The following is a 26124-nucleotide window of genomic DNA, read 5'->3' as shown; positions in this document are numbered from 1 at the left end:
CGCGCGGTAGCCACGGTGAACTTGACCGGACGACGGTGGCGCTTGTGACACGGCCGCCGTGTCACCTAGGAGGGATCAGGCGACGGAGACCGGGGCGACGGCGTCGATCAGGGTGGTGGTGAGCTGCCGCCGTGAGCTGACGCCGACCTTGCTGAACACCTTGCGCAGGTGCCACTCCACCGTGTGGTGGCTCAGGAACAGCTGGGTGCCGATCTCCTGGTTGGTATGACCCTTCGCGGCCAGGTGCGCGATCTGCGCCTCCTGCGGGGTCAGGACGCGCTGGGTGTGCGGCTCACGCCGGCGGGCGGTCTCCCCGGTCGCCGCCAGCTCCTGTCGAGCCCGCTCCGCGAACGCCCGCGCCCCCATGTCGCTGAGGCTGTCGTACGCGACGCGCAGGTGGAACCGTGCGTCCTGCCGCCGGTTCTCGCGGCGCAGCCATTCGCCGTACACCAGGTGTGCGCGCGCCAGGTGTACGGCGACCCGCGTGCGCCCGAGCCGTTCGATCGCCTCCTCGTAGAACGCCTCGGCGGCGGCGCCCTCGGCCAGCAGCGCGCGGGCGCGGGCCAGGATGCCGAGCGCCCAGTCGGTGCCGGCCGGCTCCGTGCACTCCTCGAGCTGCCGCAGCGCCTCGCCCGCCGTCTCCGGTACGTCGGCGCGCGCGGCGGCCTCGACGAGCTCGGACAGCGACCAGCCGGAGAATCCGAGATCCTCCTGACTGCACGCCCGGCCGGCGGCTTCGACGGCGGCGTCGTACCGCCCGAGACCGTTGTAGAGCACCGCGCTCACATGTCTGGCCAACGCGAGCGCCCGGCCCTCGCCGCGGTCGGTCGCCTCCTTGACCGCGGCCTCGATCGTGGGCCGCGCCGCGTCCTCGTCGCCGCGCCAGCCGGCAAGCATCAGCCGCGCGTACCGCACCGGCGCGTTCCCGGTGGCCGCGGCGATGGTGTCCGACTCGCTGATCAGCTCCGCCGCGGACGTGAACTCGCCGGCGTGCAGGTGCACCCCCGCCCGATACGACAGCGTGACCGGAAGAAGGCCGAGAGCGCCGAACCGGCGCGCCAGGCCGACCGCGCGATCGGCCAGCTGGTGCCAGGTCTCGTCGTCCCACAGTTCGGGGGCGATCGGCTCGGGTGCGACCGGGCAGCTCAACCACAACCATTCGACCAGGTTGGTCTCGCCGGCGACCGCCTCGTCCCGGCAGGCCTGCAGCGCGTACCTGAGCATCGGGACGGCGGCCGCGTACCCCTCGGTGAAACGCACGGCCAGCCCGTCCAGCAGCAGATCCGTCGGCTTGGCCGGCGGCGGAGCGGGCGCCGCTGTGCGAGCCGCCTTCGCGGCCGTCTCGACCGCGTCGGCGCTGCCGGTGACGATCGCGGCCCCGAGTGCCTCCAGGTACGCCGCCCGCGCGGACGGGTCGTGGAGGGCCTCCAGTCGCCCGGCCGCGTCCAGGAGCAGGGGACAGGCAGCGAGGCTCCGCCGCCGCGCGAAGGTGATCTGGGCGCGCAGGCGCACCAGGTGCGCGCGCGGCAGGTCGTCCAGCGGCCCGATCTCCGCGGTCGCGATCAACGTGTCGGCGGCGGCGAACTCGCCGGCCCTGAACTTGGCCCCGGCGGCGACGAGCGACCGTTCGGCCCGGCGGCCCGAGTCCGGGGTCAGCTCGGCGGCGCGCTCGAGGAAGGCGGCGGCCGCCGCGACGCCGCCGCGTCCCTGCGCCCGCCGGGCCGCGGCCGCCAGCTCGGCGGCCACGCTCTCGTCGAGACCCAGCGTGGCGTGCGCCCGGTGCCAGGCCTTGCGGTCGGGATCGTGACCACCGTCGGTGGCGTCCGCGAGGGCGCCGTGGACGGTGTGCCGATCCTCGCCCGAGGCGGCCCGGTAGACGGCGGAGCGGAGCAGCGGGTGCCGGAACATGACGCGGGCGCCGATCTCCAGCAGGCCGGCCGACTCGGCGCTCGCGGCCGCGCCGGGCTTGATGCCGAGCGCTTCGGCCGCCCGCCAGAGCAGTGCCACGTCACCGACCGGCTCGGCCGCTGCGACCAGCAGGAGCAGGCGCGTGTCGGCGCCGAGCGGCTCGAGTCGCCGGACGAAGCCCTCCTCGAGCTGTGGCACCAGCGGCCTGGCGTCGGGCAGCGCGAACCCGCCGGCGAGCAGCCCCGACATCGACTGGGGAAGCTCGATCAGGGCCAGCGGGTTGCCTCGGGTCTCGGCGACGAACCGGTCCCGCACGTGCTCGTCCAGTGCGCCGGTGACCACCCGGTCGAGGAGCGCGCGGGCATCGTCGTGCCCCAGGCCCTCGACGACGAGCTCCGGGAGGCCGGCCAGCTCACGGGTGTCCCCGGTCTCGCGGACGGCGAACACGAGCGCGACCCGCTCGGCACCCAGGCGCCGGGCCACGAAGGCGAGCGTCTGGATCGTCTCCCGGTCGAGCCACTGCGCGTCGTCGACCAGGCAGACCAACGGCCGCTCCTCGGCGACCTCGGTGACCAGACTCAGCACGGCGAGACCGACCTGGAACCGGTTCGGTGCGTCACCCGCACTCAGGCCGATCGCAGTCGTCAGAGCCTCGTACCGGGGGTTGGAGAGGTAGGTCCGCAGGGACGCACAGAGTTGGTGCAGACCGCCGTACGGCAGCTCCAGCTCGGGCTCGATGCCGGCGACGCGGATCGTCCGGAACGACGTCGCCTGGGAATGGAGGTAGTCCAGCAGAGCCGTCTTGCCGATGCCGGGCTCCCCGCGCAGGACCAGCGCCGCGCTCTGCCCGGCTCCCAGAGCGGCCACGAGCCCGTCGAGAGTCTCGGATTCACGCCGGCGACCCTGCAGCCGAACACCCCGGTTATCGATCACCATCGCCCACCGCCTGGAGGCAGAGCCTATCCGGCCGCGGCGCGGGCGTGCAACGAACCCACGGTCCGGCCACCCAGGCGGGGGAGCTTTCGGTCGGAGCGGTCGCGAGGTCAGCTGGCGATGGCGACGGGCGCGAAGTCCGGGCGACGACTGCCCAGCCGGAGGGCGGTGGTGACCACCCCTGCGTGGCTGAACGCTTGCGGGGTGTTCCCGAGGTGGTGCCCGGTCGCGACGTCGTACTCCTCACTGAGCAGACCGACGTCGTTGCGCAGGGCGAGCAATCGGTCGAACAGCGCCTCGGCCTCGTCCGTGCGGCCGATCCCGTGCAACGCGTCGGCCAGCCAGAACGAGCAGGCGAGGAACGCGCCCTCGGTCCCCTGGATGCTGTCGCAGTTCGGCCGGCCGTCGCCGACGGCGTACCGCAGGACCAGCCCGTCCTGGGTCAGCTGGGACTGGATCGCGTCCACGGTGCCGACCACGCGCGGGTCGGTCCACGGGAGGAAGCCGTAGCGGGGGAGGAGCAGACCGGCCGCGTCGAGGCGCTGGGAGCCGTAGCACTGGGTGAAGCTGCGGAGCGCCGTACTGAAGCCGCGATGACAGATCTCCTCGTGCATGGTCTTGCGGAGGTTCCGCAGCCGCTGCAGGGATTCGGGCGCGTCCGGCTGCTGCTCGAGGAAGCGGACGGTGCGGTCGACGCCTACCCAGGCCATCACCTTGGAGTGGACGAAGTGGCGCCGCGGTCCGCGGACCTCCCAGATGCCGTGGTCGGGTTCCTGCCAGTTGTCTTCGAGCCGCTCGCGGAGGAGGCGGTGGATCGCCGTGTCTGCCCCCGGGAGCGCGTCCAGTACTTCGCCCCAGACGTCGTTCTGTACCTGGCCGGCGGCCGCGTTGCCGATCCGCACCGGCGCCGACGCCTGGTACCCGGGCAGCCAGTCGACGCTCCGCTCGTCCAGGCGGCGCCCGCCGTCCAGGCGATACATGATCTGTACGTCGTCGGGGTCGGTGGCGACCGCCCGCGCCAGCCACTCGCTCCAGGCGGTGACCTCGTCCAGGTAGCCGGCGGCCTGGAACGCCTCCAGCGTGAAGCTCGCGTCCCGCAGCCAGCAGAACCGGTAGTCCCAGTTCCGGGTGCCGCCGATGTGCTCGGGCAACGACGTCGTCGCCGCGGCCACTATCCCGCCGGTCGGCGCGTGGGTGAGTGCCTTGAGGACGACGAGCGAGCGCCGGACCGCATCCGCCCACGGACCGTCGTACGTGCACTTGGCGATCCACCGCTCCCAGAACCACGCGGTCTCCGCCAGGGCCTGCGCGGGGTCGGTCGGCGACGTACCGCCGTGGGTCAGGACGAACGACACCCGTTCGCCGGCCGCAACCACGAAGTCGGCGCTCGCGGAGCCGGCGTACAGGCTGAGGCCGACACTGCTCGACAGCCACACCGTGTCCTCGCCGGCCGTGGCGACGACGTGTCTGTCGACGCTACGAAGTACTGGTACGACGCGGCCGTAGTCCATCCGCGGCGTCAGTGAGGTGTGCAGGTGGACGCTGCCGGACAGTCCCTCGACGATGCGCACCACCTCGCCCTCAGGACCCGTCGGGGACATAAAGTCCGTCACCCGGACGTGGCCCCCGGACGTCACCCATTCGGTGTCGAGGATCAACGAGTCGGCCCGGTAGTCGCGGCGCGTGCAGCGGCCACCGGACACCGGCGCGAGGGTCCAGCGGCCGTGGCCGGCATCGCCGAGCAGCGCCGCGAACACCGCGGGGGAGTCGAAGTGCGGCAGGCACAGCCAGTCGATGGATCCGTCGGCGCCGACCAGGGCCGCGGTCCGCAGGTCACCGATCAGTGCGTAGTCCTCGATAGCGGCCATCGCACTCAACTGGCCAGATCGGCGACCAGGACTTCTTCCAGGTCGGTGAAGTCGCCGCCCCGGGCAGCGGTGAGGAAGGCGTGCAGGAGGTGCTGGTGCGAGGCCGTCTCCACGGCCGCGCGACCTTCGTCGGCGATCGCGCGGCGGGCCCGGCAGACCAGCTGGCGGGCGTTCGCGGCGCCCAGGTGGAGCACTTCGGAGATCTGCCGGTACGGGTAGTCGAACGCCTCCCGCAGTACGTAGGCCGCCCGCTCGCTCGGCGTGAGCCTGGCCATCAGGAGGGCCACCGCCTGCTCGACCGCGTCGCCGCGCTCGGCGCGGTTCGCCGGGTCGTCGGCCGGGTCGACCACCTCGGGGGTCCAGGCCTCCACCGGGGTCTCGCGGCGTCTGCGCGCCGACTGCCGGACGTTGATCGCGAGCCGGGTGGTCATCGTCGCCAGCAGCGCCTGCGGATTCTCGACGATCGTGCGGTCGACCTTCTGCCAGCGCAGCCAGGTCTCCTGGACGACGTCCTCGGCCTCGGCGGTGCTGCCGAGGATCCGGTAGGCGATCGCCATCAGCCGGGGTCGTGCGCGGACGAAGAGCTCGACGGCCTCGTCGAGGTCGCCGGTCAGCCGTTCCGCGCCCGTGGCTTCGTGGTCTAGTGTCTCCTTCACCGTTGCGGCGTTCACGTTCGGCCCTTCTCCCGCTCTGACAGGTTTCTCCGGCCCCCTCTTTCACAGTCCGGTGCCGCCCGCGCGCTCGCGCCCTGGGAAGTCCGTGGGCGACTCCGTGGTCGCCGCCACCACGTGGTGCGTGGGCCCGGCCACGCACCACGGACCGCGTTGCCGACGGCAAACGGCGTCACAAACCGGGTGGCTGTCCTGTCTTGCCTTGCGGAGTCGATCGAGGAGGCCGCGATGAGCACCACCCACCCGCGCCGGGCCGAGTTGTCGGTCCTGATGTACCTCCGGCGCCTCGGGTTCGGCCGCAATCCCTTGCGCCGCAGGGTGGACAGGCTCGAGTCGGCGTTGCTCGTCAGCGCGCTCGTAGCCGCGCTCCTCGTGGTTCCCGCGGCGGTGGTCCTCGGTACGACGATCACCGCCCGCGCCGAGGAGAAGGCGGACCGGCACCGTGCGCTGCTGCAGTCCGTGCCGGCGCGCACCCTGGAGAGCACCGCGGAGGCCGTGCCGTCGAGTCCCGGGCAGGTGACGTCGACGGTTCGCATCGGCTGGCTGGACCCGTCGGGGGTTGCCCGGGAAGGGACCGCCGACGTCGTGATCGGCACCGAGGCCGGCGCCGAGCTGACGGTCTGGCTCGACGCGTCCGGCGCACTCACCCGCGCGCCCAGGGAGCCCGCCGACAGCGCGGCCCTCGGCACCTCCGCCGGAATGACGCTGCCGATGCTCGCCTGGCCGTTGCTATGGGCAACATTCCGGTTGGCCCGGCGACCACTCGACCGCCGCCGTGCCGAGGACTGGGCCCGCGAGTGGGAACGCGTCTCGGTCCGCTGGACGCGTCCGTAGTACTGAGTCCAACCCAGTGGCCTAGACCTCAACCGGTCCGCGATTTAAGCGCCCGGGAACTCGGCGACCCACCGCACGCGTTCGGCTACAAGTGATCGCCGCAGGACGCGGGTTGGTTTTCGGTCGGGCTGGGTACGGGTGTCGGAATGCTGGTAGCGAAGCGGTACAGATTGGGTCCGTCGATCGGGCGCGGAGGCATGGGGGAGGTCTTCCGCGCCGTCGACGAGCAGTTGGGGCGTGCGGTCGCGGTGAAGGTGCTGCTGCCGTCGGACCGCGACCCGCGGGCGGCCGAGCGGTTCCACCGGGAGGCGCGCGCCGCCGCGCGGCTGAGCGACCCCCACGTGGTCTCCGTGTACGACTTCGGCAATCACGACGACGGGTTCTTCCTGGTGATGGAGCTGGTCGAGGGCGGGACGGTCGCCGACGAGCTCGCCGCCCAGGGACCGCTGCCGAAGGATCGGGCGATCGAGATCGTCGAGCAGGCCGCCACCGGCCTGGCAGCCGCACACCGGGAGGACGTCGTCCACCGGGACGTGAAACCTGGCAACCTGCTGCTCGCGGGGGACGGCACGGTCAAGGTCGCGGACTTCGGCATCGCGCACGTCCCGGGGGACGGCGCGACCACGCTGACGGCCGCCGGGCAGATCATCGGCAGCACGCTGTACCTGTCTCCGGAGCGAGCCCGCGGCGGCCAGGCCGGCAAGGCGTCCGACGTGTACTCCCTCGGGTGCGTGCTCTACCAGCTGGTGACCGGCCGACCGCCGTTCACCGCCGAACACCCGACGGCTGTTCTCTACCAGCACGTCGACGCGGCCCCGGCACCGCCAAGCCTGGAGCAGCCGGAGCTCGGCGGACCGTTCGAGACCGTTCTCCTCCAGATGCTCGCCAAGGATCCCGCCGACCGCCCGTCCGCCGCCGAGATCGCGGACGGCGCGCTGTGTCCCCAGGGCGACGCCCAACCGCTCGCGGTGGTCCCAGCGGCTGCACCTGCTGTCGTCCCCGCGACCGTCCTGGCCGAGCCGTCGACTCCCGTGACCCCAGTGCTCGAGCCGCCTGGCCAGGGACGCAAGCGGGTGCTCCTGGCCGGCGCGATCGCCGTACTCGCGACTGCCGGCGCGGTCGTCGCCGGCGTCCTGCTCAACCGTGAGGATCCAGGCGTGCCACCGACGACCGACGTCGGCCCGCAGCCCGGCGTGACCTCCAGTACGCCGGGAACCACACCGAGGACCTCCACCACCGACGACCCGACCCGATCCACCACCACGACGGACCGGACCACGTCGGCGCCGACGTCCCAGGCCCCATCGCAGTCGCCTGCCTCGACCACTCCGTCGACCTCGACCATGACCGAGCCCAGTACGACGGCCCCGAGCCGAACGACGTCGAGCACCCCGCCGCGGAGCAGCGACACCCCCACGTCGCCGACTCAGGGAATGACGTCGACCACCACGACCTCCTCGACCCCGCCGCCGTCCGAGACTCCCGAACCGAGCACCCCGGCCTCCGACTCTCCGACTCCTGCGGGACAAGGCACCGGCACACCGCCTGCCTCGGACTAGCGCAGGTTTTCCCGGCTACCCGGCGGGTACCGCGGGCGCATGCCTCAAGCGATTGTCACCGGATCGGACAGTGGGATCGGCAAGGCGACCGCGGTCGCGCTGGCACAGGACGGCTTCGACGTCGGGATCACCTGGCACAGCGACCAGGCCGGTGCCGAGGAGACCGCCGAGGAGGTCCGCGGCCTGGGGAGGTCGGCCGAGGTCGAGCAGCTGGACCTCGAGGTCCTGCCGGACGCGGCCGATGCGATCGACCGGTTGATCGAGCGGCTGGGCGGCATCGACGTACTCGTGGCGAACAGCGGCACCGGGACGAGTGAGCTCGCGGTCGACCTCGACTACAAGGACTGGCGCAAGGTCCTCAGCGTGGACCTGGACGGTGCATTCCTCTGCCTGCAGAAGGCCGCGCGGCGGATGATCGACCAGGGGCGCGGCGGACGGCTGATCGCGGTCACCAGCGTGCACGAGCACCAGCCGCGGGTCGGCGCCGCGCCGTACGACGCGGCCAAGGGCGGACTCGGGTTGCTGATGAAGACGCTGGCCCTCGAGCTCGGGGAGTACGGGATCACCGCGAACGCCGTGGCGCCGGGCGAGATCGCCACTCCGATGACCGGCCAGACCGACGAGGACCCGCACGGCAAGGACCGTCCGGGGGTTCCGCTGGGACGTCCCGGCGACGCCCGCGAGATCGCCGCGGTGATCGCGTTCCTCGCCTCGGCCAAGGCGTCGTACGTCACCGGCACGAGCGTGGTCGCGGACGGCGGCATGCTGCAGATGGGCCCGATGGCCGGCAGCCACCTCTCGGATCCCGCCTGGCGCCGGCCCTGAGGTTGCGGGCGGTCGGGTGGGCTGTGGTCTCAACCCACCCGACCTGGTGGCCTCATCCCCGTCGGACTCAGTGGCCACCTAGCAGCGCTGTGCCCCGCTGAAGGCGAACGAATGCATCGCCTGCTCGGGCGTGTTCCGCCTGCATGTGCGGGGGGATTGGTGGGTCCGCCGCTGGGTACTGGCCCGGCAGTTCAGAGGTGGTACGACAGTGTGCCGCCGCCTTCTCGATGCGTGGTGAGCACGCCACGCCCCTTTCTCTTCTCAGCTGTCGCCGGTCCGGCGGCGGCCGATCAGTCGCATGCGCTCGCGCGCCAGACCACTCATGCTCCTGGAAGGAGTCATCAGATGACGCCCACGACGAACCAGCGGATGGACGCCGGTAGTCCACCCGCGGAAGGTGTGGCCGAGGCAGCCCGGGACGAGGCCGGGCAGCTGAAGGAAACGTCGGCCGAGGCCGCTCGTCAGGTGGCCGGGACCGTCAAGGACAAGGCCTCGACCGTGAAGTCGGACCTGGGCCAGGAGACCCGGCGGATGGCCGGGCAGACCCGGGACGAGCTCGTGCAGCAGGCCGGTCAGCAGAAGGAGCGGGCGGCGAACAGCCTCCGTTCGGTCGGCGACGAACTGCGGGGGATGGCCGAGCACGGTCAGTCCGGTCTCGGGGCGCAGTTGGCCCACCGCGGTGCCGAGTTGACGGACCAGGCGGCGGACTTCCTGCAGAAGCACGAGCCGGGTGACCTGCTCGACGAGGTCCGTGGGTTCGCGCGGCGCAAGCCCGGCACGTTCCTGCTCGCGGCGGTGGCCGCCGGCGTCGTCGCCGGCCGGTTGACCCGCGCCCTGGCCTCCGGCGGCGCGGACACCTCGGTCAGCAGGTCAGGCAGCATGTCCAGCGGTACGCCGGCCACCTCGAGCGGCATGTCGACCGGGATGCCGGGCGACACGTCGGGTGGCATTTCGGGTGGCGTCGCCGGTGGTACGGCAGGCGGTATGGACACGGGGAACGGGCCTGTAGGCCAGGGCGACGACTACCTGGTCCCGCCGCCGGCGCCGGCGACCGCTCCGCCGGTGGCGCCGACCACGACACCGCCGCCCGAGCCCACCCCGGTCGCGCCGGACCCGGATCCCGGAGCGCCGGTGACGCCGCGGTTCGGGCCGGGATCGGAACCCCGATGACCGTCGGCGGATCCCCACCCGACAGCGGTCCGGACCGGTTGTCGATGGACGAGTCGGTCGGTCAGATCGTCTCCCAGCTGACCAACGACCTCGGGCAGCTGACCCGCCAGGAGCTGGCGCTGGCGAAGGCCGAGTTGCAGGTCGAGGCGAAGAAGGCGGGCAAGGGCGCGGGCATGCTCGGCGGCGCGGCGTTCGCCGGCTGGATGGTCGCGCTGTTCGTCTCGCTCACGGTGATGTGGGCCCTGGACGAGGTGATGGACCTGGTCTGGGCGGCGCTCATCGTCGCCGCCGTCTGGGCGATCGTCGCCGCCGTACTGGCGTCGACGGGACGCAAGGAACTGCGGGACGTCAACCCGAAACCCGACCAGACGGTCGAATCACTCAAGGAGGACGCGAAATGGCTGAAGACCCGGAACAGCTGAAGCGGGACATCGAGGCGACCCGCCGCAACGTCGGCCGGGACGTCGACGCCCTGACCGAGAAGGTCAGCCCGGGCCGCGTGGTCGGCCGGCGGGTGGATCGCGCGAAGTCCGGCGTCCATCGGCTGAAGGAGCAGGTGATGGGCTCGACCGGCGACACGGCCGGCTCGGCGGTGTCGACGGTGCAGGACGCCGGCAGCAAGGTCGGTGATGCGGTCACCTCGGCGCCTGATATGGCGCGGTCCAGGACGCGGGGTACGCCGTTGGCCGCCGGAGTGATCGCGTTCGCGGCCGGTTGGGTCGTGGCCGCGGCGATGCCGGCGTCGACGAAGGAACGCGAGCTCGCGCAGGACGCCAAGGACAGGGCGATGGACGCGGCCGGTCCGGTGAAGGAGCAGGCCGCCCAGGTGGCGCAGGAGGTCAAGGAGCACCTGCAGGAGCCGGCGCAGGAAGCCGTCGAGAACGTCAAGCAGTCCGCGTCCCAGGCCGCCGGCGACGTGGCGGACGAAAGCCGGTCGGCAGCCCAGCAGGTCAAGGGCGACGCCCAACAGTCCGCCGACAACGTCCGCCAATCAGGCTCCACCACCTAACCACCAACAACGGCCGGCTCGCCGGCCGACGAGTGACGACGGCCGGTCCCGGGTGGGGCCGGCCGTCGGTGAACCCCGGTCGCGGGCCGCGGCCTGATCAGGCGCGTTGGGCGGAGCCACCGCCGATCACCGACCGCAGCCCGCGGCCGGCCCACGTCCTCCCCGCAACCCACGCCGGCCTCCGCACCGCGCACGCCCGGCCTCAGCACCGCGCACGCCCGGCCCGCATCCCGCGCACCTTGGGGCCGGGAGCGGGGTGTGTTGTCGCGGATACAGGGTGGGGAACGGGGTACCGCGGCGGGGTCCTGTTACGGAGAAATGAGGCTCGATATGTCCGACGCAACGACTACCCGGCGCGCGTCCGCGCCGGTTCAGAAGGCGGCGCTCGGGGTGGCGGTCGTCTTCCTGGCCGTCGGCGTCCTCGGGTTCGTCCCGGGGATCACCACCGACTACGACACCATGAGCTTCGCGGGTCACCACTCCGACGCGCTGCTGCTCGGCATCTTCCAGGTGTCGGTTCTGCACAACATCGTCCACCTGCTGTTCGGCGTGGCCGGCCTGGCGCTGGCGCGCACCGTGAGCGGTGCCAGGAACTACCTGATCGGCGGCGGTGCCGTCTACCTGATCCTGTGGATCTACGGCCTCGTCATCGACCAGACCAGCGCGGCGAACTTCGTTCCGGTCAACACCGCCGACAACTGGCTGCACCTCGCCCTCGGGCTCGCAATGATCCTGCTCGGCGTACTGCTCACCCGCCGCACTACCCAGCCGGCGGCCTCGACCCGGTCCACGCACCCGTGAGCACGGCGGACATGGCCGACGAAGGGATGGCGAAGGTCGCCGAATTGGTCGACCGGGCAACGATCTGCATGCTGACCACGATGACGGCCGACGGTCGTCACCTCTCCCGTCCGATGGCGCTGCAGGAGGTCGAGTTCGACGGCGACCTGTGGTTCTTCGCCGCCTCGGACTCCGCCAAGGTCGACCAGCTGCGGACGAATCCTCAGGTCAACGTGAGCTTCTCCAACGACAAGCAGAGCGAGTGGACCTCGGTCGCGGGTACGGCGGAAGTCGTGCAGGACCGTGGTAAGGCCGAGGAGCTCTGGTCCCCGTTGTTGCAGGCCTGGTTCCCCGACGGCCTGGAGACGCCCGAACTGATCCTGATCAGGGTGCGCGCCGAGAGTGCGGAGTACTGGTCGGCCCCGCGCAGCAAGGTCGTCCGGCTGATCGGCGGGGTCCGGGCCGCGGTGACGAAGAACCCGGACAAGTTCCCCGCGGAGAACGAGGAGGTCGACCTTCCCGGCGGCGCCGGGTCGACGACTCGGTAGCTCCTCAGAGTTCGTGGCCGGGATGGTTCGGCGTCACGCGGCGCTGTTTCATCTCGGCCTCGTTGAGGTGCCGCTTGCCGCCGGTGAGTTGCTCCCGGGCCTGCTTCTCGAGCTCGGTGAACAGGCCGAAGTAGTGGTCGTCGTACGCCTCGATGATCTGGAAGGTCCAGTGGCCGGGGATCACGTTGCGGCCGATGAGCTCGGTGGTGATCCGGTCCGCGAGGTCGTGGTGGCCGGCCTCGCGCAGCAATTCGACGGCATCGTCGAGGCGGTGGTCCGCGCGGCCGGTGAGCTGGTGGAACGCGTACAGGTGACCGCGGGCCCGGATCGCGGTCTCCACCGCGTCGGTCAGCGTTCCGACCGCCGCGACGGTCAGGTCGTCGACACCGTCGGGCCGCTCGTGCCCCTCCGGTGCCGGCTGGACGTCGAGGTCGGGCTGCAGGTCGGCCGGCTCAGTCATGGCCGGCCGGTACCCGTCGCCGTACCGGTGGAATCCCGCGGGTGTGGAGCCGCCCCGCGTGGGTACCGACCGCGCTCGTCGACACGGGAGGAGTGAGGAATCGAAGATGACCGGACAGCGCGTTGTGGTGACCGGTGGGGCGGGCTTCCTCGGCAGTCATCTGTGCGAGCGACTGCTCGCCGACGGCCACCAGGTGATCTGCCTGGACAACTTCGTCACCGGCGTGCCCGGCAACGTCGCGCACCTCCTGCCGGACCCGGCCTTCACCCTGACCCGCTGCGACATCACCGACTTCCTGCACGTCCCCGGCCAGGTCGACCTGGTGCTGCACTTCGCCAGCCCGGCGTCCCCGATCGATTACCTCCGCCTGCCGATCCAGACCCTGAAGGTCGGTGCCATCGGCACCTGGCACGCGCTCGGCCTCGCCAAGGAGAAGGGCGCCCGCTTCCTCCTGGCCAGTACGTCGGAGGTGTACGGCGACCCGCAGGTGCACCCGCAACCGGAGGAGTACTGGGGCCACGTCAACCCGCTCGGCCCGCGCGGGGTGTACGACGAGGCGAAGCGGTACGCCGAGGCGCTGACGACCGCGTACCGGACGAGCGAGTCGCTCGACACCGCGATCGTCCGGATCTTCAACACCTACGGCCCGCGGATGCGCCCCGAGGACGGCCGGGCGATCCCGACGTTCATTCGCCAGGCGCTGGCCGGCGACCCGCTGACCGTGGCCGGCGACGGCAGCCAGACCCGCTCGGTGTGCTACGTCAGCGACACCGTCGACGGCGTCCTGCGGCTGGCCTTCAGCGATCACGCCGGCCCGGTCAACATCGGCAACCCGGACGAGCGCTCGGTCCTCGGTCTCGCGCAGGACGTCATCGCGGTCACCGGGACGAGTTCGGGCATCACGTTCGTCGACCGGCCCGTCGACGATCCCGCCGTACGCCGGCCGGACACCACGCGGGCCCGGAAGCTGTTGGACTGGGAGCCGCAGGTCGGGTGGCGGGACGGGCTCAAGAAGACCGTGGCGTGGTTCCGGACAGCTGTGCCCGAGCCGCAGTCAGCACCTCCGGCACGGTGATCCGGAGCAGCGCCTCGTCCGGACGATCGGCGTGCGGATCGCCGGGACTGCTGCCGTGGTACATGACCGTGTGCAACTCGGCGTCGATCGCCGGCCCCCACCAGGCCGGGGGAGTAGGTCCGAAGAGAGTGACCGAACGCGTGCAGGTCGCCGTCGCGAGGTGAGCGATCCCGGTGTCGGTGCTGAGCACGAGCCCTGCCTGGGCAACCAGGCTGACGAGTTCCTCGAGCGGAAGGCTGCCGCTCGCATCGCACACAGGAACCGCCCGCGCGATCGCGCCGCAAAGGTCGCGTTCGGTGCCCGTCACCACCAGGTCGAGCCCGTCGGCGTGCAACTCCCGGGCAACCGCGATCCAGCGGTCGACCGGCCATCGCCGTGCCGGTGCTGCCGCGCCCGGATGCACGACGACGAGACCCGTGGCCGGCGCCGCGGGGACGGGGAGTCGGAGATCCTCCGCCGAACAGTTGCCGCCGGCATCGATGACGAGACGGCACCACCGGTCGACCTCGTGCTCGTCCGGTCGCCACCGCGTCGTGCTGTGGTACGACGCGGCCGGACAGTCGAAGGCGAGCAGGTCGGCCGCCTGGCCACGCTGCAGTAGGTGGTGGCTCTCCGGACCGCGCCCGTGCAGGTTGACGGCGAGGTGGCTGCCGAGTGCACGGCCGGGTGGCCGGTCCGCCAAACTCGTGGTCGGCAGCACGTCGTCGACGATCCCCTGGTCCGCCAGCCACCCTCCGATCCTGTCCGGACCGGCCAGCAGCAACGGCCGGTCCGGAGCCAGTCGGCGAAGACCACGCAGAGCGGGTACGCCGGTCAGCGCGTCCCCGAGACCGAGCGCACGCAGGACGAGAACGGGCGCCGTCACGGCCAGGACGGCTCCACCGACGGGCAGACCACGAGCTCGCGGATCTCCACGCCGGCCGGTTGCCCGAGCGCGTAGACGATCGTGTCGGCGACGACCGCCGGATCGTTCAGCATGGCGTCGTCCCCGGGCTTGTACTGGTCCGGCCGTCCGTCGAAGAAGCTGGTCCGCATGCCGCCCGGCACCACCATCGTCACGCCGACCCGTCCGGCCGTCTCGACCGCGAGCGCCCGGGAGAACCCGACCACGCCGAACTTCGAGGCGCAGTACGCCGTCGCGTCGCTGAGGGCCCGGAGTCCGAGCGTCGAGGCCACGGTGACCAGCCGGCCGCGGGTGCTCTCCAGCCGCGGTACGGCGGCCCGCGCGATCGCCGCCGTACCGATCAGGTTCACGGTGACGACGCGGACCCAGTCCTCCAGCGGGACCTGCTCGATCAGGCCGCAGGAGTCGATGCCGGCCGCGGTGACGACGCCGGTGAGCGGACCGATCAGGCGCTCGGCCTCGGCAACGGCCGGCTCGGCGGCCGCCGGGTCGGACAGGTCGACGTCGACCCAGCGCACGTCCTCCCCAGGTGGTTGCCGGTCCAGCGCGACCGCCGTACCGCCGGCCTTCTCCACGGCCCGGACGACCGCCGCGCCCAGGCCGCTGGCGCCACCGGTCACGGCGACTCGTTCCACACTCATCGAATGCTCCTTCCGTCGAGGATCGCACTGGTCGAGCGGCCGGGCAGCAGCGGAACCACGACCACCCGGCCGCCCCAGCCGCGAATGATGGGGGCCTCAGGCAACGACTCGGCGTCGTAGTCGCCGCCCTTGACCCAGATGTCGGGGCGGAGCTGGTCGAGCAGCTCCGCCGGGGTGTCGCCGCCGAACACCTCGACCGCGTCCACGCACCGCAGCGACCGGAGTACACGGCAACGATCCTCGATCGGGTTCACCGGCCGGCCGGCGCCCTTGAGCCGCTGCACGCCCGCATCGGAGTTCACCAGCACCACGAGCGCGTCGCCGAGCTGCCGGGCCGCTTCCAGACCGGCGATGTGACCGGCGTGCAGGACGTCGAAGCAGCCGCCCGTCGCGACCACGGTGCCGCCGGCGGTGCGCACCCGCCGGATGAGGTCGGCCGCCGTGAGCTGCTCGGAGTCGAGGACGCGTTCGGCGGGGACGAGCGCGTTCACTCCGCCGGCGCGCAGCCAGTGGGCGGTGTCGTCGACCGCGTCCGTGACCGCCGTACGGGCCACCGAGCCCGCGCCGAGTGAGGCGGCGACGGTGCCCGCGAATCGGTCGCCCGCCCCGCAGGCGTCGCCCTGGTGCCGAAACGGCGCCGGGACAAAGGTCGTCGGACTGCCGCCGGACGACAGGAACACCCCGGCCGCGCCGTCGGTCACGGCGACCGCCCACGCCTGCCACTGGTCGCGCAGGTGCTCGGCGAGCTGGTCGAGCGATCCCGTCGGCAGCTGCGAGAACTGTCGCGCCTCGGCCTTGTTCGGAGTGACGAGGCACAGGCCCGGGACCGGTTCGGCGCCGCGCGGATGCGGATCCCAGACCATCGCGCGCTGGCTCGCCCAGCGGCGCAGGACCGACCGGACACCCGGATGGCCGACCAGACCGCCGGCGTAATCGGACACGAGGACCGCGTCGCAGTCCTCCAGCTCCGCCTCGAGGGCCTCGAGGTCCGGCTGGTCGATGATCGCCGCCTCGGCTTCGACGTCCATCCGCAGGACGGACTGACCGGCGCTGCGGATCCGGGTCTTGCACCGGGTGCCCGGCGTACTCGCGATCACGGTGACCGGCAGCTGCTCGGTCAGCAGCGCGGACAGCCGCTTGGACGGTTCGTCGTCGGCCAGAGCAGTGACCAGGCGAACCTCGATCCCCGGCCGGTTCACCAGCAGCGAGGCGGCCAGGCCCGCGCCGCCCGCGCGTTCGGCCTCGGCACCGATCTCGACCACCGGGACCGGTGCTTCCGGCGAGACCCGGTGCACCTCGCCGTCGATGTCGCGGTCGAGGAGTACGTCGCCGATCACGAGCACTCGGGTGATCATCGGCGGACCTCCGGCTCCGGGAGCAAGACACGTTCGAGCGCCGCGCAGAGTGCATGGATGGCGATCAGCTGCGCCTCCTGGACCGCGGTCGGGGCGGCGCACTCGATCGCCAGCGCTTCGTCGACCTCTCCGGCCAACGGGTTCGGCAGGGGACCGGTCATCGCCCAGACCTGCAGGCCGGCGAGGCGGCCGGCCCGGGCGGCGGCCAGCAGGTTCGGGCTGGCGCCACTGGTCGACAGCAGGATCAGTACGTCGCCCGGACGCCCGTGCGCCTCGACCTGCCGGGCGAACACCTGCTCCTGGCCGAAGTCGTTGCCGATCGCCGTCAACGCCGACGTGTCCGCGTGCAGCGCGATCGCGGGCAGCGCCGCGCGTCCGGACTCGAACCGGCCGACCAGCTCGGCGGTCAGGTGCTGCGCCTCGGCCGCACTGCCACCGTTGCCTGCGGCAAGGAGGTGGTTCCCGGCGGCGAACGTGACGGCCAGCGTCTCGGCCCACCGGTCGAGGACGTCGTTCTGCTTCGCCAGGCTCGCCAACCCGTCGCCGAGCCGGTCGAGGTGCTCGGTCAACGTGCCGAACTTCACCGTCATCCCACCCTCCCCGAGGTCACCGGAGACACGATCCGCCGGTACACGCCCTCCGTCGCCTCGGCCACCGTCGGCCAGGTGTACTCCGCCAGGACCCGGGCGTGCCCGGCCGCACCGAGCGCGTCCCGGCGACCAGGATCGGCGAGCAACTCCCGCAGTACGACGGCCAGCCGCGCCGGATCCCGTGGCGGCACGTGCATTCCGGTCACCCCGTCGATCACCGTGTCCAACAGACCGCCGACCGCTGACGCGACCACGGGACGCCCGCAGGCCATCGCCTCCAACGGCACGATCCCGAACGGCTCGTACCACGGGGTGCAGGCAACCACGTCGGCCGACCGCAGCAGTCCGGGTACTTCGGTCCTGCTGATCGGGCCGATGAACGAGACACGATCGGCTAGCCCCGCCTCCGCGGCAACGGCCCGCAGTCGCAGCACCTCCGGATCGGCGTCGAACCCGGTCGGCGGACCGCCGGCCACGACCAAGTCCGCCTCGGGGACGTCGGCGAGTGCGGCGATGACGGTGTCCACACCCTTGCGCTCGACCAGCCGGCCGAGTGAGAGGATCCGGCCGCGGCCGGAGCGCCAGCGGCTGTCGGACGGTGGCACGGGAGGAAACGCGTCGACCCCGCACGGTACGACGTGCATGACCTCGGGAGGTGCTCCCAGAGCGAGAAGTTCGCGCACCTCGTCGGTCGCGGTGGCGATCACGGCATCGGACCGCAGGGCGAGCGCCGTCTCGATGTCGACGCGCTCGTCCGGACTCGGGTCCTGGCGTCCCTGGTGACGGCGCTTGACCGACCCGAGCGCATGGAAGGTCTGCGCGCTCGGCAACGGCATCCGCCGGCGAGCATGTGCGGACGCGACCCCGGACATCCAGAAGTGGGCGTGCACGACGTCCGGCGTCCGGTCGGCCCAGAACACAGTCAGCCAGTCGCCGAACTCGCCCATGTACGGCAGCAGGTCGTCCTTGGCGACCGGCCGCGGTGGTCCCGCCGGGACCTGGATCACCTCGACACCGGGACCGAGACGCATCCGTTCGGGCGTGGCGTGATGGTCGCGCCGGGTGTAGACGTCGACCGTGTGGCCGCGTTCGGCCAGGGCCAGCGACAGCGACGCGACATGGACGTTCTGGCCGCCGGCGTCGGCTCCGCCGAGAACTGCCAGCGGACTCGCGTGCTCGGAGATCATCGCGATCCTCATCGGCACACCTCCTTCAGGATTCGGTTCCAGTCGTCGAGGAAGCGGGGCAGGCCGAAGCGCTCGAGCGCGTGCTGCCGGGCCGCGAGCCCGACCTCGCGGGCCTCGTCCCGGTCGGCCAGCCAGCGCACGGCAGTTCGCGCCAGTATGTCGGCGTCGGAGCTGACGACGCCGGCGTGCGGAGGCACCGACTCGGCCGCGGCGGTCGCGGCGATCACGAGAACCGGACAGCCCAGGGTCATCGCCTCGACGAGCGACAGCCCGAGACTGGTCCAGCGGCAGCTGTGCAGGTAGGCGAGGTGCTCCGCCGTCCGGGCGTGCAGTTCCTTCTGCGAGAGGTCGTCGGTCGCAGCCAGTCCTGGTCCGAAGCGGCCGGCGAGCTGCTCCGAGCCCATCCCGTAGACACCGACGGGCACCCGCTGAGCGACGCGCTGCACCAGGTCCAGGCCGGCCACGCGCCAGCGCCGTACAGGCTCGTTGACGGCGACCGCGAGCGAGTCGAGCCGGCCGGTGTACTGGTAGCCGTAGTCAGGTACGCCGTGCTCGACGACGACCGTCGGCGCGAGACCGTTGTCCCAGGCCATCGCGTTGAACTGCGTGACGTGCACGATCGGGATGTCCGACCGGGCGGACAGCGGATGGATCCACTCGTCGACGTCGCCGCGAGGCGTGTTGTGCTCGACGTACACGGCGGGCACTCCGCGGCGGCCGAGCGCGCGGCCCGACCAGCGCTGGAACAGCTCGAGCTCCTCGAGACGCTGCAGGACGACGACGTCGATCTCCTCGGCGGCGAGTTCCGCGGGGGTCACCTCGCGGACCGACGACGGCCACTCGTAGGTCAGGGCCCGTCCGCGGCCGTCGGGTCCGCGGTCCGGGACCAGCGGCACCAGGTAGTCGTGCTCACCCTGGACGAACGACGTCATCCAGGACGCGTGCACATGCCAGGCCAGGATCTTCACGTGACCTCCTCGAGGAGTTTGCGCACCGCGATGACCGCTTCCTCGATCGCGACACTGTTCAGGCAGGGATGACCGGGGATCGGGCACTCGCGGGCGCGGGTGTCGCGGCAGGGCGCCTGCTGATCGCCGAGCAGGATCGACGGCACCCGCCAGGGCGCCCAGCGATCGGCCGGCACCACCGGCGCGAACAGCGAGACCACCGGTGTGCCGACCGCGGCGGCCAGGTGCGCCGGGCCCGTGTTGCCCACGACCACGCAGTCGGCGCCGTCGAGCAACGCGCCCAGTTCGGCGTAGCCCGTCGTCCCGCCGTGGTCGATACCGTTGCTCCCAGCAACGAAGCTGGTGAGCTCGCGCTCTGCCGGTGAACCGGTGACGAGCACGCGATGACCGGTCCGGGCGAGGGCGGTGACGAGGGCGCGGAACCAGCCGGGGCTCGCCGTCCGGGCCGGGACGGAGGCGCCCGGGTGGACGACGACGTACCCGCGCGGTGGCGGAGGCAGGACGCTCCGCACGCGCAGGGCTCCGTCGTCCCCGGCGGGCAGCTCGTATCCGGCCGCGCGGACGAGGTCGAGGTTGCGTTCGACCTCGTGGCCCGGCCGTGGCCGGTGACGCAGGTCGAGGAGTGCGCCCGGGTAGTCCTCGCAACTGGCCGCGAGGTACTTCAGTCCGGCGAGCCGCAGCAGGAGCGCCAGCGGCAACGGGCTCTGGTGGTACGACGTCAGCACGAAGCCCGCACCGAAGTGTTCGAGCCCGAGCGCGTCGATCAACGTGTCGACCGAGCGCCGGTCCACAGCGGGCGGCGAGAATCCCGTCCACGGACACGGCCAGGTCAGCACATCGCGGACACCGGGAAGCATGCGCGCGGCCTGCTCGCCGCTGGGTGCGACCAGGAGCGTGACCCGGTCCCGGGCCGCGATCGCACGGACCGCCGGTCCGGCGAGGAGTACGTCGCCGTCGTTGTCCAGCCGGGCGACCAGGACGCTCCTCATCGGAGCCTCGTGAGGACGTGGTCCACGGCGGTCCGCAGGTCGGGCGCCGTGAGCCGGGCGGCCAGGATCTCCTCCGGGCGCGTCCGGCCGTTCGGTACCAGGATCGACCGGGCACCGGCGGCGTCCGCGGCGCCCAGATCGGCGGCGATGTCACCGATCACCACGATCTGCCGGGGTGGTACGCCGAGACTCCGGGCAGCGGACCGGATCAGCCCGGCGGCCGGTTTGCGGCAGCCGCACTCGTCCTCGACGGTGTGCGGACAGACCTGCCAGGTGTCGAACGGTCCGACCAGCCGGTCGATCCGGTCGTTGACCGCGGACACCTGCGCCGCGGTCGCGAGGCCGCGGCCGATCGCCGACTGGTTGGTGACGACCCCGATCCGCAGGCCCGCCGACCGAAGCCGTTCGACCGATTCGGCGGCGTCGTCGACCGGACTGACCCTCTCCGGGTCGCCGTTGTACGGGACGTCGTGCACGAGCGTGCCGTCCCGGTCGAACAGCACCGCCCGGACCGGCTCCGGCCAGGCGCCGCTCCCGCGGAACCGCCACCAGCCGGCGATCCGGTGGCCCACTGCGGCGAAGGGGATCAGCAACGAGGTGACCGCCATCCGGCCCGTCTCGGCAGGAGTACGTGGGCCGGCCGCGATCCGGCGTACGACGAAGTCGGCGTACAGGATCAGCCAGAGGAGCAGTCCTGAACGCCGGTAGCGGCTCAGTGCGAGCGCAGCTGCGGCCACGGTGGCGACGTGCCGTGGGAACCGTCCCGGTGGGCACTCCGTGCGCACCCGCCAGCGTGGCCCGTGGACGGCACGCATCAGCGCGTCGTCGGCGTTGCCCCGCTGCACGCGGACGCTGATCCAGAAGCCGGCCGGGCGTACCGGGTGGACGATATGCCGCTCACCGCGGACCAGCCGCCAGCCGTCGTTACGGATGCGCCGGGCCAGGTCGGCATCCTCTCGGTACGCGCGCCGGAAGCGTTCGTCGAACCCGTCAACCGCCTGCAGTGCGACGGTCCGGTAGGCCATGTCCGCCGTTGCCCAGTGCGCGTTCCGGAGCCCCGCCGTACTGCGCTCCCAGTCGGTCGGCCGCCGTCCCTCCGGATCGGGTACGAGGATCTTGGCCTGGACACCCGCGACCTCAGGGCTCGCGGCGCCAAGGTCTGCCAGCAGGTCCGCCGACCAGGTGCTTGGCAGCCGGACGTCGTCGTCGAGGAACACCACCCACTCGGTGCCGGCGGCCTTCCAACCGAGGTTGCGGGCGGCCGCCGGACCGCGGCCGTTGCTCGAGCGGACGGCGATCAGGAGGTCGTCCGAGCCCGCGGTCAGCGGGTCCGGTCCGTCGTTGACGAGCACGACCTGGTCGGGTTGATGCGGTTGCGCGGCGAGGTCGGCCAGCAGGTCGGACAAGGACGGACGGCCCAGGGTGGGCACGACCACCGTCCAACTCGTCATCGGAACGACTCCGCGCGGCGGACGACATGCGGTCCGAGGACGAGCAGGTCGGCCGGGGTCGATCCGAACAGTTCGAGGGCGTCCGACGGGCTGTCGACCATCGGACGGCCGGCGGTGTTGAGGCTCGTGTTGACGAGGACCGGCAGTCCGGTGCGTCGGTCGAACTCATGCAGAAGCTCGGCAAGCAGCGGCTCGGCCGCCGGGTCGACGGTCTGGATCCGTGCGGTGCCGTCGACGTGCACGACCGCGGGGATCCGTTCCCGCCACTCGCCGACGACGTCGTGCACGAACAGCATGTACGGGCTGGGCAGCGGGCCGTCGAAGATCTCCGCCGCCCGGTCGACCAGGACCAGCGGCGCGATCGGCCGGAACTGTTCGCGGCCCTTGATGTCGTTCAGGCGCTCCAGGTTGCGGGGATCGCCGGGATGCGCCAGCAACGACCGGTGGCCGAGGGCCCGCGGCCCGAATTCCGACCGGCCCTGGAACCAGGCGACCACCGCGTTGCCCGCCAAGGCGTCGGCCACGGTCGCGGCGAGGTCGCGCGGGGTCTCGAACGGCAGCGACGCCTGCGCCAAGCGGGCAGCCAGTTCGTCGTCGGACCAGCCCCGGCCGAGTGCGGCGGTCGTCATCGGCTCCGGCGTACGACCGGCTCCGGCGCTCAGGTGAAGGGCCGCGCCCAGCGAGGTGCCGGCATCGCCCGCCGCGGGCTGCACCCAGATCTCGTCGTACGGACCGCGTCTGGCGAGCACGGAGTTCGCGACGCAGTTCAGCGCCGTGCCGCCGGCCATCGTCAGGTTCCGTGCGCCGGTGCGGTCGTGCAACCACCGGGCGAGGTCGAGCAGGACCTCTTCGAGCCGTTGCTGCGCACTGCAGGCGAGATCGGCGTGTGCGTCGCCGAGCGAGTCGCCCTTGCGGGCCTTGGGTGCGTACGCCTCCCAGTCGATCGGTTCGGTGACGAACCCGCCGTCCCCGGTGGCCCGGACGAGCTCGCGGAAGTCGTCCAGATGCCGCGGCTTGCCGTACGACGCCAGCGCCATCACCTTGTACTCGTCGCTGGACCGGAGGAAGCCGAGGTGCTCGGTCAGGTCCTCGTAGAGCAGGCCGAGTGAGTGGGGGAGTTCCTGCGCGGCGAAGACCTCGAGGTCCGGGCCGCGGTAGCGCCCGGCGAGGTGGGACGCGCGTTCGCCGCGGCCGTCGAGCACCAGGCAGGCACTGTCCTGGAAAGGCGCGGCCAACCCGGCCGATGCCGCGTGCGCCACGTGGTGCTGGACGAACTGGACCTTGTCCGGATCGAGGCCGGGCAAGGCCGCGGCCAGGAACTTGGGAGCCCGGCGTGCGTAGTCGGTGCGGACGGCGTCGCCGGGGTCGGTCACGCCGAGGTCCGCCAGGTCGACGCACAGGGCGGGGTCGAACGAGTAGCCGACCAGGTCGAGATCCTGCGGCCGGAGGCCGGCCTGGTCCAGGCACCAGCGCATCGCCTGCTCGGGCAACTCCCAGGCCGACCAGGGCACCGGCCGCTTGCCGTGCTTGCGACGGCTGAACCGCTCTTCTTCGGCGGCGGCCACGATCCGTCCGTCGACCACCAGCGCGGCCGACGGATCGTGGAAGATCGCGTTCACTCCGAGCACTCGCATCCGGCTCGAACCTCCCCTTGGTCGACGAGAACGGCCGCAGTACCCGGTCGAAGTGCTTGTACACCGCCAGTAGCGCTGCTCGTCCGGAATCCGGCGGAAATCAAGGGATCCGCAACTTTGGGTGTGCGTATGGGTACTGCGCCTGGGTACTGCGACCCCACCCACCGCAGCTCCCGACAGACGAAAGGCGGTGACGACCGGATGGCATACCCGGGAATCGATGGTCCGCAGAGCAACGCGGCCCGGATCCGCGGCGCGGCCGGTGCCCTGTACTCGGCGCAGCGTCTCCTCGAGTCGGTGGCCCAGCCCTCGCCGGAGGAATGGACGGCCGACCTCGACGCCTTGAGCCGCCTGGTGACTGCTGCCGAGGCGCTGGCCGTCTGCCTGGCCGACCGGCGGCCGGAGTCGGGAGTCAGCGAACACGACGCGCGGCTGCTCGTCAGTGCGGGCGAGCTGTTGCAGAAGGCGGGCCTGATCCTCGCGGACCAGGCCACGCGTCTGCCGGGATCACCGTTGGCCAACGGCGACCCGGCCGTCAGACCGACAGCGCCAGACGCAACTGGAGCATGATCCGGCCGAGCAGCCGGGAGACCTGCATCTGGCTGACGCCGATCTCGTGACCGATCTCGGCCTGGGTCCGGTGTTCGAGGAACCGCCGCTGGAAGATCAGCCGGTCGCGCGCCGCCAGACCGTCGACCACCGGCCGCAACGACTCGATCTGGTCGATGAGCTGGTAGGTGTCCGCGGGATCGGCGACCTGCTGGCCACGCGTCACCGACGAGCCGTCGTGCAGGGGAGTGTCCAGCGACGACGGGGTGAAGCACCCCTGGGCGCGCTGCGCCTCCACGACCTCCCTGACGTCCAGGTCGAGCGCCTCGGCGAGCTCGTGCGACGTCGGCCAGCGCTCGAGGCGGGCCGCCAGCGCACCCTCGACCGCGCTGATCCGGGTCTGCGTCTCCTGCAGCCGGCGCGGCATCTTGACCGCCCACGCATGGTCGCGGAAGTGATGCCGGATCCCGCCCCGGATGGTCGGGATGGCGAAGGACCGGAAGTCGGAGCCGTCGGTCGGCCGGTAGCTGCGGGCGGCCTTGACCAGATGCTCGTACGCGACCTGGTCCAGGTCCTCGGCGTCGACACCGCGCCGGTAGTAGCGGCTCGCCAACGTGCGGGCGAGCGGCACGGAAACAACAATCGCTTGATCGAGCAGATCGTCCCGCCGGGTTCCGGTGAGGGTCGCGGCCTCCCGGAGGAGTCTTTCCGCAGCCGCCGCCAGTTCGCTGCGGGTCTCGGTGCTGTCCACGACAGGTGCGGACGACCGGGGCTGCTGGGCAATGAACGACATGTGAGCCGCCTGAGAATCACTGTCCGGCGGAGGTGGCTAGGGTTGAACCACGGCCGGACCACTCCCGGGTACCCACCCCAAACAGGCTGAAGCGTCGCCGTTCACTTGTTTCGACCCGCGGGTTCGGGGAACCGCCTCGAACCGATGCCACCGAACAGTCTGGTCTGGAGTCCGCGGGCGGTCGCGCAGCTCGACGCCGCGTTCTGCAGTCGTGCGCCGGCCGAGGCCGCGCGGCTGGTCGACAAGCTGGCCAACCTGCCGCTGCACACCGGCTGGGGCCGGCCGGACGAGGACGAGGTGATGGTCCTCTACTGCCTCGGCTTTCGCGTCAGCTACCAACTCGTCGGCGCCGGCACCACGATCAAGGTCCTGGAGATCGAGGACCTCCGCACCTGATCACTTGCCCAAGGCAACCATGTGCGGGATTGGGTGGGTGCTGACCGCACGGGGCGGGCACGCTGGAGGGAGCGGGTCTGCCGAGGGAGCGGGACCTGCCGGAGGGAGCGGGGTGTGGTCCCGCCCCCTCCGCGTGACCACTACTTCTTCTTGCTGGTGGCCTTCTGGGCGGCGGACTTCGCCTTGGACTTCACGGTCCCCTTCAGGTCCTGGGTGGCCGAGTAGGTGCCGAACAGCGCGGGGTCGGGCGCCGGCGCGGAGGCCGGGCCACCGAGCGGCTCGGGGTCGGTCAGGTACTCGAGCGGGTCGTCGCCCTCGGACCAGCCGCCCTTGGGTCCGTCGGAGCCGTCGGACAGCCGCCAGATGGTGTGGTTGTGCTCCTGGTCCTCCTCATCGAACAGCGCGTTCGGCACGATCGGGGTCTCCAGTCCGTCGGCTTCGAGCTCCTCGATGGCCTTCAGCCACTGCTTCTGGTGCACGGTGTCCCGGGCGAGGTTGAACTGCAGCATCGCCTTCACGCCCGGGTCGTCGGTCATGTTGTACAGCCGGGCCGTCTGCAGCCGTCCCTGCGCCTCGGCGGCCGCGTTCGCCCGGAAGTCGGCGAGCAGGTTCCCGCTGGCGACGATGTAGCCGCCGTTCCAGGGAACGCCCTGGGAGTTGGCCGGCAGCGCGCCGCCGCCGGCGATGATCGCCTGCTGCGGGTCCATGCCGCCGAGGACCGCCGCCATCACCGGGTCCTGGACGGCGTCGGCCGTGGTGGTGGCGGGCGCGCCCTCGAGCAGCCGGGCGACCATCGTGGCGAGCATCTCGATGTGCCCGATCTCCTCGGTCGCGGTGTCCATCAGGAGGTCCTTGTACTTGCCCTCCATCCGGCAGTTCCAGCCCTGGAACAGGTACTGCATCGTCACGCTCATCTCGCCGTAGGCGCCGCCGATGAGCTCCTGCAGCTTGCGCGCGTAGACCGGATCGGGACGTTCGGGTTTGGCTTCGAACTGCAACCGCTTCGTGTGGCGGAACATCGCAACTC

26 protein-coding genes are annotated in these 26124 nt (G+C 71.8%); 11 read left to right on the top strand and 15 right to left on the bottom strand.

All coding sequences use genetic code 11. From position 1 onward, the window contains the following. Nucleotides 1-75: 75 nt before the first annotated feature. The 3 genes from ACQPYZ_RS20985 to ACQPYZ_RS20975 form a co-directional block, all read right to left on the bottom strand. The gene (locus ACQPYZ_RS20985; RefSeq protein WP_433158512.1) at nucleotides 76-2775 is read right to left on the bottom strand and encodes a LuxR C-terminal-related transcriptional regulator; all 2700 of its coding nucleotides are present in this window, start codon (nucleotides 2773-2775) and stop codon (nucleotides 76-78) included. 176 nt (nucleotides 2776-2951) lie between these two features. Continuing rightward, nucleotides 2952-4709: a glycoside hydrolase family 15 protein gene (locus ACQPYZ_RS20980; RefSeq protein ID WP_433158509.1), complete on the bottom strand. Its 1758-nt coding sequence runs from the start codon at nucleotides 4707-4709 to the stop codon at nucleotides 2952-2954. Between the two features lie 5 nt (nucleotides 4710-4714). After that, nucleotides 4715-5380, bottom strand: a complete 666-nt coding sequence (locus ACQPYZ_RS20975; RefSeq protein WP_433158507.1) for a sigma-70 family RNA polymerase sigma factor — start codon at nucleotides 5378-5380, stop codon at nucleotides 4715-4717. A gap of 228 nt (nucleotides 5381-5608) precedes the next feature. Here ACQPYZ_RS20975 and ACQPYZ_RS20970 point away from each other — a divergent pair, with 228 nt between their 5' ends. The 8 genes from ACQPYZ_RS20970 to ACQPYZ_RS20935 all read left to right on the top strand — a co-directional run bounded on the left by ACQPYZ_RS20970 (nucleotide 5609) and on the right by ACQPYZ_RS20935 (nucleotide 12105). Further along, nucleotides 5609-6214 carry an Rv1733c family protein gene (locus tag ACQPYZ_RS20970; protein WP_433158504.1) on the top strand — a complete coding sequence of 202 codons (606 nt, stop codon included), beginning with the start codon at nucleotides 5609-5611 and terminating at the stop codon, nucleotides 6212-6214. A 197-nt stretch (nucleotides 6215-6411) separates the two neighbouring features. Continuing rightward, the gene (locus ACQPYZ_RS20965; RefSeq protein WP_433158502.1) at nucleotides 6412-7773 is read left to right on the top strand and encodes a serine/threonine-protein kinase; all 1362 of its coding nucleotides are present in this window, start codon (nucleotides 6412-6414) and stop codon (nucleotides 7771-7773) included. Nucleotides 7774-7812: 39 nt separating this feature from the next. Beyond that, nucleotides 7813-8598 carry an SDR family oxidoreductase gene (locus tag ACQPYZ_RS20960; protein WP_433158500.1) on the top strand — a complete coding sequence of 262 codons (786 nt, stop codon included), beginning with the start codon at nucleotides 7813-7815 and terminating at the stop codon, nucleotides 8596-8598. Between the two features lie 345 nt (nucleotides 8599-8943). Then, on the top strand, nucleotides 8944-9768 hold the full coding sequence (locus ACQPYZ_RS20955; RefSeq protein ID WP_433158498.1) for a hypothetical protein: 825 nt from the start codon (nucleotides 8944-8946) through the stop codon (nucleotides 9766-9768). Then, the gene (locus tag ACQPYZ_RS20950; RefSeq protein ID WP_433158496.1) at nucleotides 9765-10190 is read left to right on the top strand and encodes a phage holin family protein; all 426 of its coding nucleotides are present in this window, start codon (nucleotides 9765-9767) and stop codon (nucleotides 10188-10190) included. Before ACQPYZ_RS20955 ends, ACQPYZ_RS20950 begins: the two co-directional genes overlap by 4 nt. Continuing rightward, nucleotides 10166-10777, top strand: a complete 612-nt coding sequence (locus ACQPYZ_RS20945; RefSeq protein ID WP_433158493.1) for a DUF3618 domain-containing protein — start codon at nucleotides 10166-10168, stop codon at nucleotides 10775-10777. Before ACQPYZ_RS20950 ends, ACQPYZ_RS20945 begins: the two co-directional genes overlap by 25 nt. Nucleotides 10778-11107: 330 nt before the next feature. Next, the gene (locus tag ACQPYZ_RS20940; RefSeq protein WP_433158490.1) at nucleotides 11108-11578 is read left to right on the top strand and encodes a DUF4383 domain-containing protein; all 471 of its coding nucleotides are present in this window, start codon (nucleotides 11108-11110) and stop codon (nucleotides 11576-11578) included. Between the two features lie 11 nt (nucleotides 11579-11589). Beyond that, complete coding sequence (locus tag ACQPYZ_RS20935; RefSeq protein ID WP_433158488.1) at nucleotides 11590-12105, top strand: pyridoxamine 5'-phosphate oxidase family protein; 516 nt, start codon at nucleotides 11590-11592, stop codon at nucleotides 12103-12105. A 4-nt stretch (nucleotides 12106-12109) separates the two neighbouring features. On the opposite strand, the gene ACQPYZ_RS20930 is transcribed toward ACQPYZ_RS20935, so the two are convergent. Continuing rightward, on the bottom strand, nucleotides 12110-12565 hold the full coding sequence (locus ACQPYZ_RS20930) for a hypothetical protein (protein WP_433158486.1): 456 nt from the start codon (nucleotides 12563-12565) through the stop codon (nucleotides 12110-12112). Nucleotides 12566-12671: 106 nt separating this feature from the next. On the opposite strand from ACQPYZ_RS20930, the gene ACQPYZ_RS20925 reads away from it, so the two are divergent. Beyond that, on the top strand, nucleotides 12672-13640 hold the full coding sequence (locus ACQPYZ_RS20925) for a UDP-glucuronic acid decarboxylase family protein (protein ID WP_433158483.1): 969 nt from the start codon (nucleotides 12672-12674) through the stop codon (nucleotides 13638-13640). Here ACQPYZ_RS20925 and ACQPYZ_RS20920 read toward each other — a convergent pair. The 9 genes from ACQPYZ_RS20920 to ACQPYZ_RS20880 are packed head-to-tail and all read right to left on the bottom strand — an operon-like array spanning nucleotide 13573 to nucleotide 23359. Further along, nucleotides 13573-14505, bottom strand: a complete 933-nt coding sequence (locus ACQPYZ_RS20920) for a glycosyltransferase family 9 protein (protein ID WP_433158480.1) — start codon at nucleotides 14503-14505, stop codon at nucleotides 13573-13575. The two genes, ACQPYZ_RS20925 and ACQPYZ_RS20920, sit on opposite strands and share 68 nt — an antisense overlap. Then, the gene (locus tag ACQPYZ_RS20915) at nucleotides 14502-15185 is read right to left on the bottom strand and encodes an SDR family oxidoreductase (RefSeq protein WP_433158477.1); all 684 of its coding nucleotides are present in this window, start codon (nucleotides 15183-15185) and stop codon (nucleotides 14502-14504) included. The genes ACQPYZ_RS20920 and ACQPYZ_RS20915 overlap by 4 nt, the downstream gene beginning before the upstream one ends. Continuing rightward, the gene (locus ACQPYZ_RS20910) at nucleotides 15182-16540 is read right to left on the bottom strand and encodes a PfkB family carbohydrate kinase (RefSeq protein WP_433158474.1); all 1359 of its coding nucleotides are present in this window, start codon (nucleotides 16538-16540) and stop codon (nucleotides 15182-15184) included. The genes ACQPYZ_RS20915 and ACQPYZ_RS20910 overlap by 4 nt, the downstream gene beginning before the upstream one ends. Beyond that, nucleotides 16537-17130 (bottom strand): D-sedoheptulose-7-phosphate isomerase, encoded by a 594-nt coding sequence (locus ACQPYZ_RS20905; RefSeq protein WP_433158472.1) that lies wholly within the window; start codon nucleotides 17128-17130, stop codon nucleotides 16537-16539. Before ACQPYZ_RS20905 ends, ACQPYZ_RS20910 begins: the two co-directional genes overlap by 4 nt. Continuing rightward, nucleotides 17127-18329: a glycosyltransferase gene (locus ACQPYZ_RS20900; RefSeq protein WP_433158470.1), complete on the bottom strand. Its 1203-nt coding sequence runs from the start codon at nucleotides 18327-18329 to the stop codon at nucleotides 17127-17129. The genes ACQPYZ_RS20905 and ACQPYZ_RS20900 overlap by 4 nt, the downstream gene beginning before the upstream one ends. Further along, complete coding sequence (locus ACQPYZ_RS20895; protein ID WP_433158468.1) at nucleotides 18326-19285, bottom strand: glycosyltransferase; 960 nt, start codon at nucleotides 19283-19285, stop codon at nucleotides 18326-18328. Before ACQPYZ_RS20895 ends, ACQPYZ_RS20900 begins: the two co-directional genes overlap by 4 nt. Next, entirely contained in the window at nucleotides 19282-20274 is a 993-nt protein-coding gene (locus tag ACQPYZ_RS20890) for a glycosyltransferase family 9 protein (protein ID WP_433158465.1), read from the bottom strand. The genes ACQPYZ_RS20895 and ACQPYZ_RS20890 overlap by 4 nt, the downstream gene beginning before the upstream one ends. Further along, on the bottom strand, nucleotides 20271-21725 hold the full coding sequence (locus ACQPYZ_RS20885) for an HAD-IIIA family hydrolase (protein WP_433158463.1): 1455 nt from the start codon (nucleotides 21723-21725) through the stop codon (nucleotides 20271-20273). The genes ACQPYZ_RS20890 and ACQPYZ_RS20885 overlap by 4 nt, the downstream gene beginning before the upstream one ends. Next, nucleotides 21722-23359 (bottom strand): carbamoyltransferase family protein, encoded by a 1638-nt coding sequence (locus tag ACQPYZ_RS20880; RefSeq protein ID WP_433158460.1) that lies wholly within the window; start codon nucleotides 23357-23359, stop codon nucleotides 21722-21724. Before ACQPYZ_RS20880 ends, ACQPYZ_RS20885 begins: the two co-directional genes overlap by 4 nt. 201 nt (nucleotides 23360-23560) lie before the next feature. Here ACQPYZ_RS20880 and ACQPYZ_RS20875 point away from each other — a divergent pair, with 201 nt between their 5' ends. Next, complete coding sequence (locus tag ACQPYZ_RS20875) at nucleotides 23561-23929, top strand: hypothetical protein (protein WP_433158458.1); 369 nt, start codon at nucleotides 23561-23563, stop codon at nucleotides 23927-23929. Here ACQPYZ_RS20875 and ACQPYZ_RS20870 read toward each other — a convergent pair. Next, complete coding sequence (locus ACQPYZ_RS20870) at nucleotides 23895-24701, bottom strand: sigma-70 family RNA polymerase sigma factor (protein ID WP_433158455.1); 807 nt, start codon at nucleotides 24699-24701, stop codon at nucleotides 23895-23897. The genes ACQPYZ_RS20875 and ACQPYZ_RS20870 overlap by 35 nt on opposite strands. A 144-nt stretch (nucleotides 24702-24845) precedes the next feature. Here ACQPYZ_RS20870 and ACQPYZ_RS20865 point away from each other — a divergent pair, with 144 nt between their 5' ends. Next, nucleotides 24846-25097 carry a type II toxin-antitoxin system RelE/ParE family toxin gene (locus ACQPYZ_RS20865; RefSeq protein WP_433158453.1) on the top strand — a complete coding sequence of 84 codons (252 nt, stop codon included), beginning with the start codon at nucleotides 24846-24848 and terminating at the stop codon, nucleotides 25095-25097. Between the two features lie 140 nt (nucleotides 25098-25237). On the opposite strand, the gene ACQPYZ_RS20860 is transcribed toward ACQPYZ_RS20865, so the two are convergent. Beyond that, the gene (locus ACQPYZ_RS20860; RefSeq protein WP_433158450.1) at nucleotides 25238-26116 is read right to left on the bottom strand and encodes a manganese catalase family protein; all 879 of its coding nucleotides are present in this window, start codon (nucleotides 26114-26116) and stop codon (nucleotides 25238-25240) included. Nucleotides 26117-26124 lie beyond the last annotated feature (8 nt).

The sequence above is a fragment of the Kribbella sp. CA-247076 genome (genome assembly GCF_050942445.1).
GTDB lineage: Bacteria > Actinomycetota > Actinomycetes > Propionibacteriales > Kribbellaceae > Kribbella.
The sequence above is the reverse complement of the archived record's forward strand: the minus strand, read 5'-3'. Positions and strand labels throughout refer to the sequence as shown.